This window comes from Streptococcus oralis (assembly GCF_023109005.1).
In the GTDB taxonomy this organism is placed as follows: domain Bacteria; phylum Bacillota; class Bacilli; order Lactobacillales; family Streptococcaceae; genus Streptococcus; species Streptococcus oralis_BU.
Window position 1 is genome coordinate 35,126 of sequence record NZ_JALDTU010000003.1, and the last position, 16,267, is coordinate 51,392.

A 16,267-nucleotide genomic window follows, 5' to 3' on the forward strand; every position below is an offset into this window, starting at 1 on the left:
ATGCAGGGACAAATCATTAAAGCCTTGGCAGGATTCTACTATGTAGAGAGTGGTGGTAAAGTTTATCAGACACGTGCGCGTGGGAATTTTCGTAAAAAAGGCCACACACCCTATGTTGGGGATTGGGTAGACTTTTCTGCCGAGGAAAACTCAGAAGGCTATATTCTCAAAATCCACGAACGGAAAAATAGCCTGGTCCGTCCGCCTATTGTCAATATTGACCAAGCTGTGGTGATCATGTCGGCTAAGGAGCCGGATTTTAACAGCAATTTGCTGGATCGCTTCTTGGTTCTCTTGGAACACAAGGGCATCCATCCTATCGTCTATATTTCTAAAATGGACTTGCTGGAAGATAGAGGAGAACTGGATTTTTACCAGCAGACTTACGGTGACATTGGCTATGACTTTGTGACCCGTAAGGAAGAACTCCTGCCCTTGTTGACAGGAAAAGTGACGGTCTTTATGGGGCAGACAGGTGTTGGAAAATCAACCCTCCTCAATAAAATCGCACCAGACCTCAATCTTGAAACAGGAGAAATCTCAGACAGTCTGGGTCGCGGTCGTCATACCACTCGAGCTGTTAGTTTTTACAACCTCAATGGTGGTAAAATCGCGGACACACCAGGATTTTCATCGCTGGATTATGAAGTGTCAACAGCAGAAGACCTCAATCAGACCTTTCCAGAGATTGCTAGTGTCAGTCGAGACTGTAAATTCCGTACCTGTACCCATACCCATGAGCCGTCCTGTGCGGTCAAGCCAGCTGTAGAAGAGGGCATCATTGCCAGCTTCCGTTTTGACAACTACCTACAATTCCTCAGCGAAATTGAAAATCGCAGAGAAACCTATAAAAAAGTCAGCAAAAAAATTCCAAAATAAGGAGAAACCCATGTCTCAATACAAGATTGCTCCGTCAATTCTGGCAGCAGATTATGCCAACTTTGAACGTGAAATCAAACGCCTAGAAGCAACTGGTGCAGAATACGCCCATATCGATATTATGGATGGTCACTTTGTACCACAAATCAGTTTTGGTGCAGGTGTGGTCGAGGCTCTTCGCCCTCATAGCAAGATGGTCTTTGACTGCCACTTGATGGTGGCTAATCCTGAGCACCATTTAGAAGACTTTGCGCGTGCAGGTGCAGATATTATCAGCATTCATGTCGAAGCAACGCCTCATATCCATGGTGCTCTTCAAAAGATTCGTTCGCTCGGTGTTAAACCTTCGGTGGTTATCAATCCTGGTACGCCGGTTGAAGCTATCAAACACGTACTTCACCTAGTTGACCAAGTTTTGGTCATGACGGTTAACCCTGGCTTCGGCGGGCAAGCCTTTCTACCTGAAACCATGGATAAGATTCGCGAGTTGGTTGCCCTTCGTGAGGAAAAAGGTTTGAACTTTGAGATCGAAGTGGATGGTGGGATTGATGATCAAACCATTTCTCAGGCTAAAGAAGCTGGTGCTACCGTTTTTGTAGCAGGATCCTATGTCTTTAAGGGAGATATCAATGAACGAGTGCAAACTCTCAGAAAACAACTGGACTAGGGTTGCCGTTTTTGCAGGCGGAGATCGCGGTCATTATCGGACGGATTTTGATTGCTTTGTCGGTGTGGATCGAGGCTCGCTCTGGGTCTTGGAAGAAGACCTGCCTCTCGCTCTAGCAGTTGGGGATTTTGATTCGGTGACTGCAGACGAACGTCAGGTGATTCAAAAACGTGCCCAGCACTTTGTTCAAGCCCAGCCAGAAAAGGATGATACGGATCTGGAACTAGCACTTTTAACGATTTTTGAAAAAAATCCTCAAGGCCAAGTGACCATTTTTGGGGCTTTGGGTGGTCGTATTGATCATATGCTGGCTAATGTCTTTCTGCCTAGCAATCCCAAGTTGGCACCCTATATGCGCCAGATAGCGATTGAGGATGGGCAAAACTTGATTGCCTATTGTCCAGAAGGAACCAGTCAGCTAGAGCCCCGTTCAGACTACGATTATCTAGCTTTTATGCCAGTTCGGGATAGTCAGTTGACCATTATCGGAGCCAAGTACGAATTGACTGAGGAAAATTTTTTCTTTAAAAAAGTGTACGCTTCTAACGAATATATAGATAGGGAAGTTTCGATAACTTGCCCTGATGGCTATGTGGTTGTCTTGCATAGCAAGGACAGGAGGTAGGATGGAGACTGTATTACTATTATTATTAATTGCCAACCTAGCTGGGCTCTTTCTCATTTGGCAAAGGCAGGATAAGCAAGACAAGTACCTAGCCAAGAGCTTGGAGGATCAGGCAGACAATCTTTCAGACCAACTGGATTATCGCTTTGAACAAGCTAGGCAAGCCAGTCAGCTGGACCAAAAAGACTTGGAAGTGGCTGTCAGCGACCGTTTGCAAGAAGTGCGAATGGAGTTGCATCAAGGCCTGACTCAAGTTAGACAGGAGATGAACGAGAATCTCCTTCAAACCAGAGATAAGACCGACCAACGCCTTCAAGCCCTGCAAGAATCAAATGAGCAACGTTTGGAACAAATGCGTCAGACAGTCGAGGAAAAGTTGGAAAAGACCTTGCAGACGCGCTTGCAGGCTTCCTTCGAGACCGTTTCCAAACAACTGGAGTCGGTCAACCGAGGTTTGGGAGAAATGCAGACAGTTGCCCGCGATGTCGGTGCACTTAACAAGGTTCTCTCTGGAACCAAGACGCGAGGGATTCTGGGAGAATTGCAACTGGGGCAAATCATTGAAGACATCATGACACCTGCCCAGTACGAACGAGAATACGCAACGGTTGAAAACTCTAGCGAGCGAGTAGAGTATGCCATCAAGTTACCTGGCCAAGGCGACCAGGTAACTGTCTATTTGCCGATTGACTCCAAGTTTCCACTGGCGGATTATTACCGCTTAGAAGAAGCCTATGAAGCAGGTGATAAGGACGAAATTGAACGCTGTCGTAAATCGCTTTTAGCAAGCGTTAAGCGTTTCGCCAAGGATATCAAGAGCAAGTATCTATCTCCTCCTAGGACGACCAATTTTGGAGTCTTGTTTGTTCCGACAGAAGGTCTTTATTCAGAAATCGTCCGTAATCCGGTCTTCTTTGATGATTTGAGACGGGAGGAGCAGATTATTGTCGCAGGTCCAAGTACCCTATCAGCCCTGCTCAACTCTCTATCAGTTGGCTTCAAGACTCTCAATATCCAAAAGAGTGCCGACCATATCAGCAAAACCCTAGCTAGTGTCAAGACCGAGTTTGGCAAGTTCGGAGGCATTCTGGTCAAGGCACAAAAACATCTTCAACATGCCTCTGGCAATATTGATGAATTATTAAACCGTCGCACCACAGCTATCGAGCGAACGCTCCGTCACATTGAGTTATCAGAAGGTGAGCCTGCGCTTGATCTACTCCATTTCCAAGAAAATGAGGAAGAATATGAAGATTAGTCACATGAAAAAAGATGAGCTGTTTGAAGGTTTTTACCTGATCAAATCAGCTGACCTGAGACAGACGCGTGCTGGGAAAAATTACCTAGCCTTTACCTTCCAAGACGATAGTGGCGAGATTGAAGGAAAACTCTGGGATGCCCAACCTCATAATGTTGAGGCCTTTACTGCAGGGAAAGTCGTCCACATGCAGGGACGTCGAGAAGTTTATAACAACACTCCTCAAGTCAATCAAATCACGCTTCGCTTGCCTCAGCCTGGGGAACCCAATGATCCAGCTGATTTCAAGGTTAAGTCACCAGTCGATGTCAAGGAAATCCGTGACTACATGTCGCAAATGATTTTCAAAATTGAAAATCCTGTCTGGCAACGTATCGTTCGTAGTCTCTACACCAAGTATGATAAGGAATTCTACTCCTATCCAGCTGCCAAGACTAACCACCATGCCTTTGAAACTGGTTTGGCTTTTCACACGGCAACCATGGTGCGCTTGGCAGATGCCATTAGCGACATCTATCCTCAGCTCAATAAGAGCCTCCTCTATGCTGGGATTATGTTGCACGACTTGGCCAAGGTTTTAGAACTCAGTGGTCCGGATCAAACCGAGTATACAGTGCGAGGTAATCTTCTTGGGCATATCGCTCTCATTGATAGTGAAATTACCAAGACAGTTATGGAACTCGGCATCGATGATACCAGAGAAGAAGTGGTGCTACTGCGCCATGTGATTCTCAGTCATCATGGCTTGCTGGAGTATGGAAGTCCAGTCCGTCCACGCATTATGGAGGCAGAGATTATTCATATGATTGACAATCTAGATGCCAGCATGATGATGATGTCAACAGCTCTAGCTTTGGTGGACAAAGGAGAGATGACCAATAAAATCTTCGCTATGGACAATCGTTCCTTCTATAAACCAGATTTAGATTAATAATTTAAGAAAAACGAGCATTTTTTACGCAATAATGTTCGTTTTTTTATGTGAATATGGTATAATGGATAAAATATCAAAATTAAATGGAATGGTAAATAGAAATGAAATTAAGAAGAAGTGATCGGATGGTTGTCATTTCCAACTATTTGATTAATAATCCATACAAACTAACCAGTCTCAATACCTTTGCGGAAAAGTACGAATCTGCTAAATCATCGATCTCAGAGGACATCGTGATTATCAAGCGAGCCTTTGAAGAAATCGAAATCGGTCATATCCAGACAGTGACTGGAGCAGGTGGTGGGGTTATCTTTACACCATCCATCTCTAGCCATGAAGCCAAAGAAATGATCGCGGACTTGCGTGATAAGCTTTCAGAAAGCGACCGTATCTTGCCAGGTGGCTATATTTACCTATCTGATTTGCTCAGTACACCTGCCATTTTGAAAAATATTGGTCGTATCATTGCCAAGAGCTTTATGGACCAAAAAATCGATGCCGTTATGACAGTAGCAACAAAAGGTGTGCCACTCGCAAATGCAGTTGCCAATGTCCTCAATGTTCCATTTGTCATTGTGCGCCGTGACTTGAAAATTACCGAAGGTTCAACGGTCAGCGTCAACTATGTTTCAGGTTCCAGCGGTGACCGTATTGAGAAAATGTTCCTTTCAAAACGCAGCCTCAAGGCAGGCAGTCGTGTCTTGATTGTGGATGACTTCTTGAAAGGCGGCGGAACTGTCAATGGGATGATCAGTCTCTTACGTGAGTTTGACTCTGAATTGGCTGGTGTTGCAGTCTTTGCAGATAATGCCCAAGAGGAACGTGAAAAGCAGTTTGATTATAAGTCACTCTTGAAAGTAACCAATATTGATGTTAAGAACCAATCCATCGATGTTGAGATTGGAAATATCTTTGACGAAGACAAATAAGAGATAGAACTAAAGGTTGGAACGATTGTCCCAGCCTTTCTTTGCAAACAGAATAGAAGGATGCTTATGAAAACACCATTTATCAGCCGTGAAGATTTAGAAACAATTGTTGCAGAGTTCCCGACTCCGTTTCACTTATATGATGAGAAGGGAATTCGCGAAAAAGCGCGAGCAGTCAACAAGGCTTTTTCCTGGAACAAGGGCTTTAAGGAATATTTTGCAGTCAAGGCGACTCCAACCCCTGCCATCTTGAAAATCCTCCAAGAGGAAGGTTGCGGTGTGGACTGTTCTAGTTACGTGGAACTTTTAATGAGCCATAAACTGGATTTTCCCGGTTCTGAAATCATGTTCTCTTCTAACAACACGCCTGACAAGGAATATGCCTATGCGCGTGAGTTAGGTGCGACCATTAACTTGGATGCCTTTGAAGACATTGAACATCTAGAGCGAGCGGCAGGCATTCCAGAAATCATCTCTTGTCGATACAATCCTGGAGGCGTTTTTGAATTAGGAACAGACATTATGGACAATCCTGGGGAAGCCAAGTTTGGTATGACCAAGGATCAACTCTTTGAAGCCTTTGCTATCTTGAAGGAAAAAGGAGCCAAGACTTTTGGGATTCACTCTTTCCTAGCATCCAATACCGTGACCCATTTCTACTATCCAGAGTTGGCCCGTCAGCTCTTTGAATTAGCTGTGGAAATTAAAGAAAAATTGGGCATTTCACTAGACTTTATCAATCTTTCAGGTGGGATCGGAGTCAACTACCGCCCAGACCAGGAGCCAAATGATATTGCAATGATTGGTGAGGGTGTGCGTAAGGTTTATGAAGAAGTCCTCACGCCGGCAGGGCTTGGTCAGGTCAAGATTTTTACTGAATTAGGCCGCTTTATGCTGGCACCTCACGGGGTTCTCGTTACCAAAGTCACCCATAAAAAGAAAACCTACCGTACCTATCTAGGTGTGGATGCATCAGCAGTCAATCTCATGCGCCCAGCCATGTACGGTGCCTACCACCATATCACTAATCTGACCCATCCAGACGGCCCTGTTGAGGTCGTAGATGTGGTTGGATCGCTCTGTGAGAACAATGATAAATTTGCCATCAATCGCGAACTACCTCATACAGAAATAGGTGATTTGCTGGTGATTCATGATACAGGTGCACATGGATTCTCCATGGGTTACCAGTACAATGCCAAACTGCGTTCTGCAGAAATCCTCTATACCGAGGAAAGGAAAGCTCGCCAAATCCGCCGTGCAGAGCGTCCTGAGGACTATTTCGCAACCTTGTATGGTTTTGATTTTGAATCGGATTATTAAAAGAAATTGAAAATGAAAGTGAAAAACAGATTGCTTTCTAAAAAATAGACAAAAAAATCTTGTTTTTCATCTTACTCGTGATATAATAAAACTATAAAACGGTTTCAAGGAAGGTGACGGTATGTCTGAAGAAACAATTGACTATGGACAAGTGACAGGAATGGTGCATTCGACAGAGAGTTTTGGGGCGGTAGATGGCCCCGGGATTCGTTTCATTGTCTTTTTGCAGGGTTGTCACATGCGTTGCCAGTACTGCCATAACCCTGATACATGGGCTATGGAGACCAATAAATCACGCGAACGGACAGTAGACGATGTCTTGACAGAAGCCCTTCGCTACCGTGGTTTCTGGGGAGACAAGGGGGGAATCACTGTTAGTGGAGGAGAAGCCCTCTTACAGATTGATTTCCTAATTGCCCTCTTTACCAAGGCCAAGGAAAAAGGAATCCACTGTACCTTGGATACCTGTGCCCTTCCGTTCCGTAATAAACCACGTTATCTCGAAAAGTTTAATAAACTCATGGCGGTGACAGATTTGGTTCTCTTGGATATCAAGGAAATCAACGATGAACAACACAGAATTGTTACCAGCCAAACCAATAAAAACATCTTGGCTTGTGCAAAATATCTATCAGATATTGGGAAGCCTGTGTGGATTCGCCATGTGCTGGTTCCAGGCTTGACAGATAGAGATGAGGACTTGATCGAACTTGGTAAATTCGTCAAAACCCTCAAAAACGTTGATAAGTTTGAAATTCTACCTTATCACACTATGGGAGAATTCAAGTGGCGTGAACTTGGAATTCCATACTCACTTGAAGGGGTAAAACCACCAACAGCAGACCGTGTCAAGAATGCCAAAAAACTCATGGATACAGAAAGCTATCAAGACTATATGAAACGTGTACATGGATAAAAAAGAAGCCTGATGGAAACATCAGGCTTTTGTGATGCAAAAAAGGCCTAGCCTTTCAGCTAAGCCGTTACTTTATTTTCTAGAATGTTGTTTACCAGCATTACGTTTTTTATGTTTCTTAGTAGTCGTAATTGCAGTTACTTGGTTAGGAGTGATATCTTTTCGCCCGCCTGTAGTTGATGCTGAACTTGCTTTTGGTGGATTTTTGGCAAATTCTTCACGTACTTTTTGACGAAGTTTTGGACGAACAACATAGTTAACGATGAACTGTTGGAGAATCATCATGAAACCACCGACAACCCAGTAAAGTGTCACACTGGCTGGTGCGAAGAGGGAGAAGACGACAATCATGAGTGGGCTCATGTAAATCATTTTCTTGAGTTGATCTCTTTGCATCTCGTCTTCTACTCCGTGAAGTGAAAGGAGTGATTGGAGATAGTAGAGGATACCAGCGAAGGCGACAAGGATCATACTTGGAGAACCGAGATTGATACCCAAGAAGGTAGAGCTAGATACTCCATCAGTATACTGGGCTGCAAAGTAGATAGCAGAGAAGAAAGGCATCTGAATGAGGATAGGGAAGCATCCTACACCACCGAACATGCTGATGCCGTTTTCTTTTTGTGCAGCAAAGAGAGCCTGTTGTGCTTCTAGTTTTTCTTCCTGAGTTGTTGCCTCTTTAAGGCGTGTTTGATGTGGTTCGAGCACATGTTTGAGAGCATTCATCTTTTCAGAGTGAAGCGTTGCCTTCCATGATTGGTAGATACCAAGTGGCAAAATAATCAAACGTACGATAATGGTTACGATAATGATAGCCACACCAAAGCCTAGACCTTTATCAGTAGCGAAGTATTTGATAGCCTCTGCCATAGGCGATCCGATAGTGTTCCAGATAAAACCAGTAGGTTGTCCTGTTGCTTTGTCTACTTGGACACAGCCTGTCAAGATAAGTAGCATAGCCACTCCCATAGCTGAGAGGGCAAAACGTTTAATAGATTTCAATGTTTTCATTCCTTCTTTAAAAATTATACCTTTCTATTCTACTGTTTTTTTGTAAAATATACAATAGTTCTGGAGACCTAATTTGCGACTTTGAAGTCTGGATAGGATGAAAAGTTGCTCATCTGCACATCTAGATAGGTAACTTTTGAAAAGGGTGTCGGACCTTTTCGGATTTCTTGGATAAATTTTGCCATAGTGGCAGAGGAGTCTGCCTGAGCAAGAATTTCCACTGTGCCATCGTCGTTATTCCATACCCGACCAGTGATGCCACCGATTTCAAGAGCTAAAGTATAAACACCCCAGCGAAAACCAACACCCTGTACTCTGCCTTGGGCAATCATTCTAACCTTTTGCATACCAAACCCCTTTGATTGTGTTATAATGTTTCTATGACTATTATAACCTCAAAAGCCAATTCAGTGGTAAAAAATGCCAAGAAATTGCATCAAAAAAAATATCGAAAGTCTGCCTATTTGATTGAAGGTTGGCACTTATTTGAAGAAGCTGTTCAAGCTGGGGTGAGGATTGAGAAGATCTTTGCTCTGGAAAGTTACCGAGGTCAGTTAGCTGCTTTTTCTCAAACTATCTGGGTTTCAGAGGAGATTTTGCGGGATTTAGCAGATACGCAAACCCCTCAAGGCATTGTCGCGGTGATTCAAAAAGAGGAAGTAGGACTGCCTGATTTCCGTCAGGGTAAGTTTCTGTTTTTAGAAGACATCCAAGATCCTGGTAATGTGGGTACCATGATTCGGACTGCGGATGCTGCAGGTTTTACAGGGGTTATTGTCTCAGACAAGTCAGCAGATATCTACAGTCTCAAGACCTTACGTTCCATGCAAGGAAGTCATTTTCACTTGCCCATCTATCGGATGCCCGTTGCCGCTTTTGTAGAAGAGGCAAAGAAGAGCAACTTGCCCATTCTAGCAACGACCTTATCCAAAGAATCCAAGGACTATCGTGAGCTTTCTCCCTTAGAAAACTTTGCTTTAGTCATGGGAAATGAAGGACAGGGGATTAGTTCTGTCATGGCTGAGAGTGCTGATCAGCTGGTTCATATTGGCATGAAAGGCCAAGCAGAGAGTCTCAACGTGGCAGTTGCCGCAGGTATATTGATGTTTTATTTTAGCTGATTTATAAAATCTTTGTTATAATCAAGACATATTTATAGAGAAAAGGAGAATCAGAATGAATCAAACGATTATTCAAGAACGTTCAGGTCTCAATCAATTTTACGCTAAGGTTTATGCCTTTGTGGGACTTGGGATTGGTCTATCGGCTCTCGTGTCAGCTTTGATGTTGACAGTCTTTCAGTCCCAATTGGTCTACTTTTTAATGCATGGCCGTCTCTGGCTGATGATTGCAACTTTTGCAGAACTTGCTCTGGTCTTTGTTGCAAGTAGCATGGCTGCGAAGAACAGCCCAGCAGCTCTCCCAGTATTTTTAGTTTATTCTGTTTTAAATGGATTTACGCTTAGTTTTGTCGTAGCCTTCTATACACCTGGGACCGTCTTATCAGCCTTTGTATCTAGTGCCCTTCTCTTCTTTGTCATGGCGGTAATCGGAATTTTCACCAAGAAAGATTTGGGTGGAATGGGACGAGCTTTGATGGCGGCGCTTGTCGGCCTCATCATTGCCATGGTTGTGAATCTATTTTTAGCCAATAGCTTCTTTGACTACATGATTAGTATTGCCATGGTCTTGGTCTTCTCAGGTTTGATTGCTTGGGACAACCAAAAGATTCGCTATGTTTATGAGCAGTCACGAGGACAAGTAGCGACAGGTTGGGTCATCTCAATGGCACTCAGCATTTACCTAGACTTTATCAACCTCTTCCTTAGCATCTTACGAATCTTTGGTCGAAACGATTAATGAATGACAGAGTCAGTGTTTGAAAGAGCACTGACTTTTTCTCATTTACTCTTTTCTTTTCTTGGAAATAGGTGTATAATGCTTTTAACTAATTTTTGAGGAGTCGTTTATGAAGAAAAGTTTTATCCATCAGCAAGAAGAGATTTCCTTTGTCAAAAACACCTTTACCCAGTATTTGAAAGATAAGTTAGAAGTTGTTGAAGTTCAAGGTCCCATCTTGAGCAAGGTTGGTGATGGGATGCAGGACAACCTGTCCGGTGTCGAACATCCAGTATCCGTAAAGGTCTTGCAGATTCCAGATGAAACCTATGAAGTCGTTCACTCACTAGCCAAATGGAAACGCCACACCTTGGCTCGCTTTGGTTTTGGAGAAGGTGAAGGTCTATTTGTTCATATGAAGGCCCTTCGTCCAGATGAAGATTCGCTTGATGCGACTCACTCTGTTTATGTGGACCAGTGGGATTGGGAAAAAGTGATTCCAAATGGTCAACGCAATATCGCTTATCTCAAAGAAACCGTTGAGAAGATTTACAAGGCTATTCGTCTGACAGAGCTAGCCGTAGAAGCGCGCTATGATATTGAATCCATCTTGCCAAAACAAATCACCTTTATCCATACAGAAGAGTTGGTGGAACGCTATCCAGATTTGACACCGAAAGAGCGTGAAAATGCAATCTGTAAAGAGTTTGGTGCTGTCTTCTTGATTGGTATTGGTGGCGAGTTGCCTGATGGCAAACCTCATGACGGCCGTGCACCTGACTACGATGACTGGACAACAGAGTCTGAAAATGGCTACAAAGGGTTGAATGGCGATATTCTAGTTTGGAACGAATCTCTTGGTTGTGCCTTTGAACTTTCCTCAATGGGGATTCGGGTAGATGAGGATACACTTCGTCGCCAGGTGGCTCTTACAGGAGACGAAGATCGGCTTGAGCTGGAATGGCATAGAGCCCTGCTTAACGGTCTTTTCCCACTGACAATCGGTGGGGGTATCGGACAGTCTCGGATGGCCATGTTCTTGCTTCGCAAGAAACACATTGGAGAAGTTCAGACTAGTGTTTGGCCTCAAGAAGTCCGCGATACTTACGAAAATATTTTGTAGAGAATCGAACCGCAAGGTTCGGTTTTCTTTCTCTTTTTGCCTATAATTTGGTATAATAAACGGTATGAAAATCGTATCAGGAATCTACGGAGGGCGTCCTCTCAAGACGCTAGAAGGAAAGACGACGAGGCCGACATCGGATAAGGTGCGTGGAGCTATCTTTAACATGATAGGTCCCTATTTTGATGGTGGTCGTGTATTGGATCTCTATGCTGGCAGTGGCGGCTTATCTATTGAGGCAGTCTCGCGTGGGATGTCCCATGCTGTCTTAGTGGAACGGGATCGAAAGGCACAAGCTATCATCGCTGAAAATATCCAAATGACCAAGGAAGTTTCCAAATTTCAGCTCTTAAAGATGGAGGCTGAACGAGCCTTGGAGCATGTGAATGGTCCCTTTGACCTGGTCTTTTTAGATCCTCCCTATGCCAAGGAACAAATCGTTGCAGATATCGAAAAAATGGCAGAAAGAAACCTTTTCTCCGAAGATATCATGGTTGTCTGTGAAACCGATAAGTCTGTAGAACTACCAGAAGAAATCGCCTGCTTAGGTATCTGGAAGGAAAAAATATATGGGATTAGTAAGGTGACGGTCTATGTCAGATAAAATTGGATTATTTACAGGATCATTTGATCCGATGACAAATGGACATCTGGATATCATTGAACGTGCCAGCAAACTCTTTGATAAGCTCTATGTCGGGGTGTTCTACAATCCCCACAAACAAGGCTTTCTCCCTGTTGAAAATCGCAAACGAGCAGTTGAAAAAGCGGTGGCGCATTTAGATAATATAGAGGTGCTGGCTTCTCATGACCAACTGGTCGTCGATGTTGCAAGAAGACTGGGTGCTAAGACCATTGTCCGTGGCTTGCGGAATGCCACCGACTTGCAATACGAGTCTAGTTTTGATTACTACAATCATCAACTGGCTCCAGAAATCGAAACGATTTACCTATATAGTCGCCCAGAGCATCTTTATATTAGCTCTTCGGCCGTGAGAGAACTTCTGAAGTTTGGTCAGGAGATTCAGCAATATGTCCCAAACAGTGTTGTGGAGGAATTAGAACATGAAGAAAAAAACTAGATGGCCCTTATATGTCATCCTAGCACTAGTATTGACTTTTTTAGCCTTTGTAGTACCTTTACCTTACTACATAGAAGTTCCAGGTGGAGCGGAAGATATTCGTCGCGTTTTGAAAGTCAATGAAACAGAAGACATAGAAGCAGGAGCTTACCAGTTTGTAACAGTCGGTATTCGACACGCAACCCTATCGCATCTTGTCTATGCTTGGTTAACACCTTTTACGGATATTCGAAGTGCCAAGGAGACTACGGGTGGTTCTACGGATGCGGAGTTTATGCGGATCAATCAGTTCTATATGCAAACTTCTCAAAACATGGCCAAGTATCAAGGATTGAAGACGGCTGGTAAGGATATTGAACTCAAGTATCTGGGAGTTTATGTCTTGACCGTGACGGACAATTCAACTTTTAAGGGCATTCTGAACATTGCAGATACCGTGACGGCTGTTAATGACAAAACATTTGACAGTTCAAAAGACTTGGTCGACTATGTTAATTCTCAACAATTAGGAGATACGGTCAAGGTAACCTATGAAGAAGACGGAAAAGTCAAGTCTGCTGAAGGTAAAATTATCACTCTCGAAAACGGGAAAAACGGGATTGGAATTGGTCTGATTGACCGTACAGAAGTGACCAGTGACGTTCCCATTCGCTTCTCCACAGCTGGTATCGGTGGCCCCAGTGCAGGTCTCATGTTTAGTCTAGCTATCTACACCCAGATAGCAGATCCAGGACTTCGTAATGGTCGCATCGTTGCGGGAACGGGAACCATTGATCGCGATGGAAATGTTGGCGACATCGGTGGAATTGACAAAAAAGTGGTTGCAGCCTCTCGTCAGGGAGCCAACGTCTTTTTTGCTCCTGACAATCCAGTCACCGAAGAAGCAAAAAAAGCAGACCCCAATGCGAAAAGCAACTATGAAACAGCTTTAGAAGCTGCTAAAATGATCAAAACAGAGATGAAAATCGTTCCTGTTAAGACCCTGCAGGATGCGATTGATTACCTTAAAAACAATCCCTAATTTGTAGAAAAATCGAAAACTAGCGCGCAAGCGGATAAGATGGTATAATAGTCAAATGGTTCAATTATTATTCACTCTAAGTAGTCATATACTCTTTATTTATTTGAGTTTTTACCTTTTAAAAGATCTTGTAAGATGGGAAAAGGTTTTAAAAGTGACCTCTACTAACGCAAAAAAAGTTCGTTTGTTGGTAGGCTTCTTTAGTATTGTAATGGGCTACATCTTGAGTTCATTCTTTATCAGTTTATACCAACTGTGGCAAGAAGCGCTTAGAGGACTATTATAAAATCAAAAGTAAAGGAAACAACTATGGAAAAAATTGTGGTTCAAGGCGGGGATAATCGTCTGGTCGGGAGTGTGACGATCGAGGGAGCAAAGAATGCAGTCTTGCCCTTGTTGGCAGCGACTATTCTAGCAAGCAAGGGTAAGACAGTCTTGCAGAACGTCCCAATCTTGTCAGATGTGTTCACCATGAATCAAGTAGTTCGTGGTCTGAATGCCAAGGTGGACTTTGATGAGGAAGCTCATATTGTCGAGGTCGATGCGACTGGTGATATCACGGAGGAAGCTCCTTATAAATATGTCAGCAAGATGCGAGCATCCATCGTTGTCTTGGGACCAATCCTTGCTCGTGTAGGCCATGCCAAAGTTTCTATGCCAGGGGGGTGCACCATCGGGAGTCGCCCGATCGACCTCCACCTCAAAGGTTTGGAAGCTATGGGGGCAAAAATCACTCAGGCAGCTGGTTACATCGAAGCCAAGGCAGACCACTTGCATGGCGCTCATATCTACATGGACTTCCCTAGTGTCGGCGCAACACAAAACCTCATGATGGCAGCAACTCTAGCTGATGGTGTAACGGTCATTGAAAATGCTGCGCGTGAGCCAGAAATTGTTGATCTCGCTATCTTCCTTAATGAAATGGGAGCCAAGGTCAAGGGAGCTGGCACAGAAACAATCACCGTGATTGGTGTTGAGGAACTCCATGGTACGACCCACAATGTGGTACAGGACCGTATCGAAGCCGGAACCTTTATGGTGGCTGCAGCTATGACAGGTGGGGATGTTCTCGTTCGTGATGCAGTATGGGAGCATAATCGCCCCTTGATTTCAAAACTACTTGAGATGGGTGTTGAAGTGACAGAGGAATCTGAAGGTATTCGTGTTCGTTCTCAACTTGAAAATCTCAAGGCTGTTCATGTAAAAACCTTGCCACATCCAGGATTTCCAACAGATATGCAGGCACAATTTACAGCTCTGATGACAGTCGCAAAAGGGGAATCCACCATGGTGGAAACGGTGTTTGAGAATCGCTTCCAACACTTGGAGGAAATGCGCCGTATGGGCTTGCATTCAGAGATTATCCGTGACACAGCTCGTATTGTAGGGGGGCAGGCTTTACAGGGGGCAGAAGTTTTATCAACGGACCTTCGCGCTAGTGCTGCTTTGATTTTGACAGGTTTGGTGGCGCAGGGAGAAACAGTTGTTGGTAAGTTAGTCCACCTTGATAGAGGTTATTACCGCTTCCATGAGAAATTGGCTCAGCTAGGAGCGAAGATTCAGCGAATTGAGGCAAATGATGAAGAAGAATAAAAACTTACGCTATGTACTCCGTCGCCTACTGTTGATTTTTATTGTTCTCTTGATAGGTTTCCTTGCTTTAGGAATCGGCTTGATGGTTGGCTATGGCATCCTAGGAAAGGGACAGGATCCGTGGGCTATCTTGTCTCCAGCAAAGTGGCAGGAATTGATTAGCAAATTTACAGGAAATTAGACTGGGAGACCAGTCTTTTTCTAAAGAAATAAGGAGAAAAATGGACAAAAAAACAAGACAGACTTTGATAGGGTTACTTATATTCTTACTCTTGGCTGCTGGAAGCTATTATATCAAGCAGATGCAGTCGGCATCAAATAGCCCTCGAACTAAGGTTAGTCAGAAAAAACAAGCTTCAGAAGCTCCCAGTCAGGAGCTGGCTGAAAGTGTCTTAACTGAGTCGATAAAGAACCAAATCAAGGGGGACCTCGAGTGGAATGGAGCAGGGGCCTTTGTTGTCAATGACAATAAAACCAATCTAGATGCCAAGGTTTCAAGCAAACCCTATGCGGATAATAAAACAAAGACAGTTGGAAAAGAAACAGTCCCGACTGTTGCCAATGCCATCTTATCCAAAACGACTCGGCAGTATAAGAATCGTGAAGAGACTGGAAATGGCTCCACCTCTTGGACGCCACCGGGATGGCATCAGGTCAAGAATCTAAAGGGGGCTTACACGCATGCTGTAGATAGAGGGCACCTGTTGGGCTATGCCTTGATAGGTGGTTTGGATGGCTTTGATGCCTCTACCAGCAATCCCAAGAATATTGCGGTCCAGACAGCTTGGGCAAACCAAGCGCAGGCTGAGGATTCGACAGGTCAGAACTACTATGAGAGTTTGGTCAGAAAAGCCTTGGACAAAAATAAGAGGGTCCGTTACCGCGTGACACTCCATTATGCGACAAATGAGGATCTAGTTCCATCTGCTTCACAAATTGAAGCCAAATCTTCGGATGGCGAATTGGAGTTCAACGTGCTAATCCCCAATGTTCAAAAGGGAATCCAGCTTGATTACCGAACAGGTCAAGTAACGGTGACAGATCAGAAACAATAGATACAATAAAAC

Annotated in this window: 20 protein-coding genes; 18 read left to right on the forward strand and 2 right to left on the reverse strand. The window is 44.0% G+C overall.

From position 1 onward, the window contains the following. From rsgA to pflA, 8 genes are all read left to right on the forward strand, one after another. Window positions 1–879 (forward strand): ribosome small subunit-dependent GTPase A, encoded by an 879-nt coding sequence (rsgA, locus tag M1F56_RS04085; RefSeq protein WP_247917036.1) that lies wholly within the window; start codon window positions 1–3, stop codon window positions 877–879. Between the two features lie 10 nt (window positions 880–889). After that, window positions 890–1,546: a ribulose-phosphate 3-epimerase gene (rpe, locus tag M1F56_RS04090; protein WP_247916943.1), complete on the forward strand. Its 657-nt coding sequence runs from the start codon at window positions 890–892 to the stop codon at window positions 1,544–1,546. Next, a complete protein-coding gene (locus M1F56_RS04095; protein ID WP_247916944.1) occupies window positions 1,509–2,171 on the forward strand; it encodes a thiamine diphosphokinase in 663 nt (220 codons plus the stop codon). The genes rpe and M1F56_RS04095 overlap by 38 nt, the downstream gene beginning before the upstream one ends. 1 nt (window position 2,172) lies before the next feature. After that, window positions 2,173–3,429: a DNA recombination protein RmuC gene (gene rmuC, locus M1F56_RS04100; protein WP_247916945.1), complete on the forward strand. Its 1,257-nt coding sequence runs from the start codon at window positions 2,173–2,175 to the stop codon at window positions 3,427–3,429. Beyond that, a complete protein-coding gene (locus M1F56_RS04105; protein ID WP_247916946.1) occupies window positions 3,419–4,360 on the forward strand; it encodes a 3'-5' exoribonuclease YhaM family protein in 942 nt (313 codons plus the stop codon). Before rmuC ends, M1F56_RS04105 begins: the two co-directional genes overlap by 11 nt. Before the next feature lie 104 nt (window positions 4,361–4,464). Further along, window positions 4,465–5,292, forward strand: a complete 828-nt coding sequence (purR, locus tag M1F56_RS04110) for a pur operon repressor (RefSeq protein WP_002874197.1) — start codon at window positions 4,465–4,467, stop codon at window positions 5,290–5,292. 66 nt (window positions 5,293–5,358) lie between these two features. After that, complete coding sequence (locus tag M1F56_RS04115) at window positions 5,359–6,615, forward strand: diaminopimelate decarboxylase (protein ID WP_247916947.1); 1,257 nt, start codon at window positions 5,359–5,361, stop codon at window positions 6,613–6,615. Window positions 6,616–6,736: 121 nt separating this feature from the next. Beyond that, window positions 6,737–7,531, forward strand: coding sequence for a pyruvate formate-lyase-activating protein (pflA, locus tag M1F56_RS04120; protein ID WP_001288279.1), 795 nt, complete (start codon window positions 6,737–6,739; stop codon window positions 7,529–7,531). Between the two features lie 72 nt (window positions 7,532–7,603). Here the strand turns inward: pflA and yidC are convergent, their stop codons facing one another. Both yidC and M1F56_RS04130 read right to left on the reverse strand, forming a co-directional pair. Then, entirely contained in the window at window positions 7,604–8,533 is a 930-nt protein-coding gene (gene yidC, locus M1F56_RS04125; protein ID WP_247917037.1) for a membrane protein insertase YidC, read from the reverse strand. Between the two features lie 77 nt (window positions 8,534–8,610). Beyond that, a complete protein-coding gene (locus M1F56_RS04130) occupies window positions 8,611–8,889 on the reverse strand; it encodes an acylphosphatase (RefSeq protein ID WP_001174619.1) in 279 nt (92 codons plus the stop codon). Between the two features lie 33 nt (window positions 8,890–8,922). On the opposite strand from M1F56_RS04130, the gene M1F56_RS04135 reads away from it, so the two are divergent. From M1F56_RS04135 to M1F56_RS04180, 10 genes are all read left to right on the forward strand, one after another. Then, the gene (locus M1F56_RS04135; protein ID WP_247916948.1) at window positions 8,923–9,663 is read left to right on the forward strand and encodes a TrmH family RNA methyltransferase; all 741 of its coding nucleotides are present in this window, start codon (window positions 8,923–8,925) and stop codon (window positions 9,661–9,663) included. A 55-nt stretch (window positions 9,664–9,718) separates the two neighbouring features. Then, window positions 9,719–10,402, forward strand: coding sequence for a Bax inhibitor-1/YccA family protein (locus M1F56_RS04140; protein WP_001076871.1), 684 nt, complete (start codon window positions 9,719–9,721; stop codon window positions 10,400–10,402). Between the two features lie 109 nt (window positions 10,403–10,511). Further along, on the forward strand, window positions 10,512–11,504 hold the full coding sequence (asnA, locus tag M1F56_RS04145; RefSeq protein ID WP_247916949.1) for an aspartate--ammonia ligase: 993 nt from the start codon (window positions 10,512–10,514) through the stop codon (window positions 11,502–11,504). Between the two features lie 64 nt (window positions 11,505–11,568). Beyond that, window positions 11,569–12,108 (forward strand): 16S rRNA (guanine(966)-N(2))-methyltransferase RsmD, encoded by a 540-nt coding sequence (rsmD, locus tag M1F56_RS04150; RefSeq protein WP_247916950.1) that lies wholly within the window; start codon window positions 11,569–11,571, stop codon window positions 12,106–12,108. After that, window positions 12,098–12,586 (forward strand): pantetheine-phosphate adenylyltransferase, encoded by a 489-nt coding sequence (gene coaD / locus M1F56_RS04155; protein WP_247916951.1) that lies wholly within the window; start codon window positions 12,098–12,100, stop codon window positions 12,584–12,586. Before rsmD ends, coaD begins: the two co-directional genes overlap by 11 nt. After that, entirely contained in the window at window positions 12,570–13,607 is a 1,038-nt protein-coding gene (locus M1F56_RS04160; protein WP_247916952.1) for a SepM family pheromone-processing serine protease, read from the forward strand. Before coaD ends, M1F56_RS04160 begins: the two co-directional genes overlap by 17 nt. A gap of 55 nt (window positions 13,608–13,662) precedes the next feature. Further along, window positions 13,663–13,893 (forward strand): DUF1146 family protein, encoded by a 231-nt coding sequence (locus M1F56_RS04165; RefSeq protein ID WP_081103134.1) that lies wholly within the window; start codon window positions 13,663–13,665, stop codon window positions 13,891–13,893. A 23-nt stretch (window positions 13,894–13,916) separates the two neighbouring features. Then, on the forward strand, window positions 13,917–15,200 hold the full coding sequence (murA, locus tag M1F56_RS04170; protein WP_084940420.1) for a UDP-N-acetylglucosamine 1-carboxyvinyltransferase: 1,284 nt from the start codon (window positions 13,917–13,919) through the stop codon (window positions 15,198–15,200). Further along, on the forward strand, window positions 15,187–15,381 hold the full coding sequence (locus M1F56_RS04175; RefSeq protein ID WP_061415718.1) for a DNA-directed RNA polymerase subunit beta: 195 nt from the start codon (window positions 15,187–15,189) through the stop codon (window positions 15,379–15,381). Before murA ends, M1F56_RS04175 begins: the two co-directional genes overlap by 14 nt. A gap of 40 nt (window positions 15,382–15,421) precedes the next feature. Continuing rightward, a complete protein-coding gene (locus M1F56_RS04180; protein WP_247916953.1) occupies window positions 15,422–16,255 on the forward strand; it encodes a DNA/RNA non-specific endonuclease in 834 nt (277 codons plus the stop codon). Window positions 16,256–16,267: the final 12 nt, after the last annotated feature.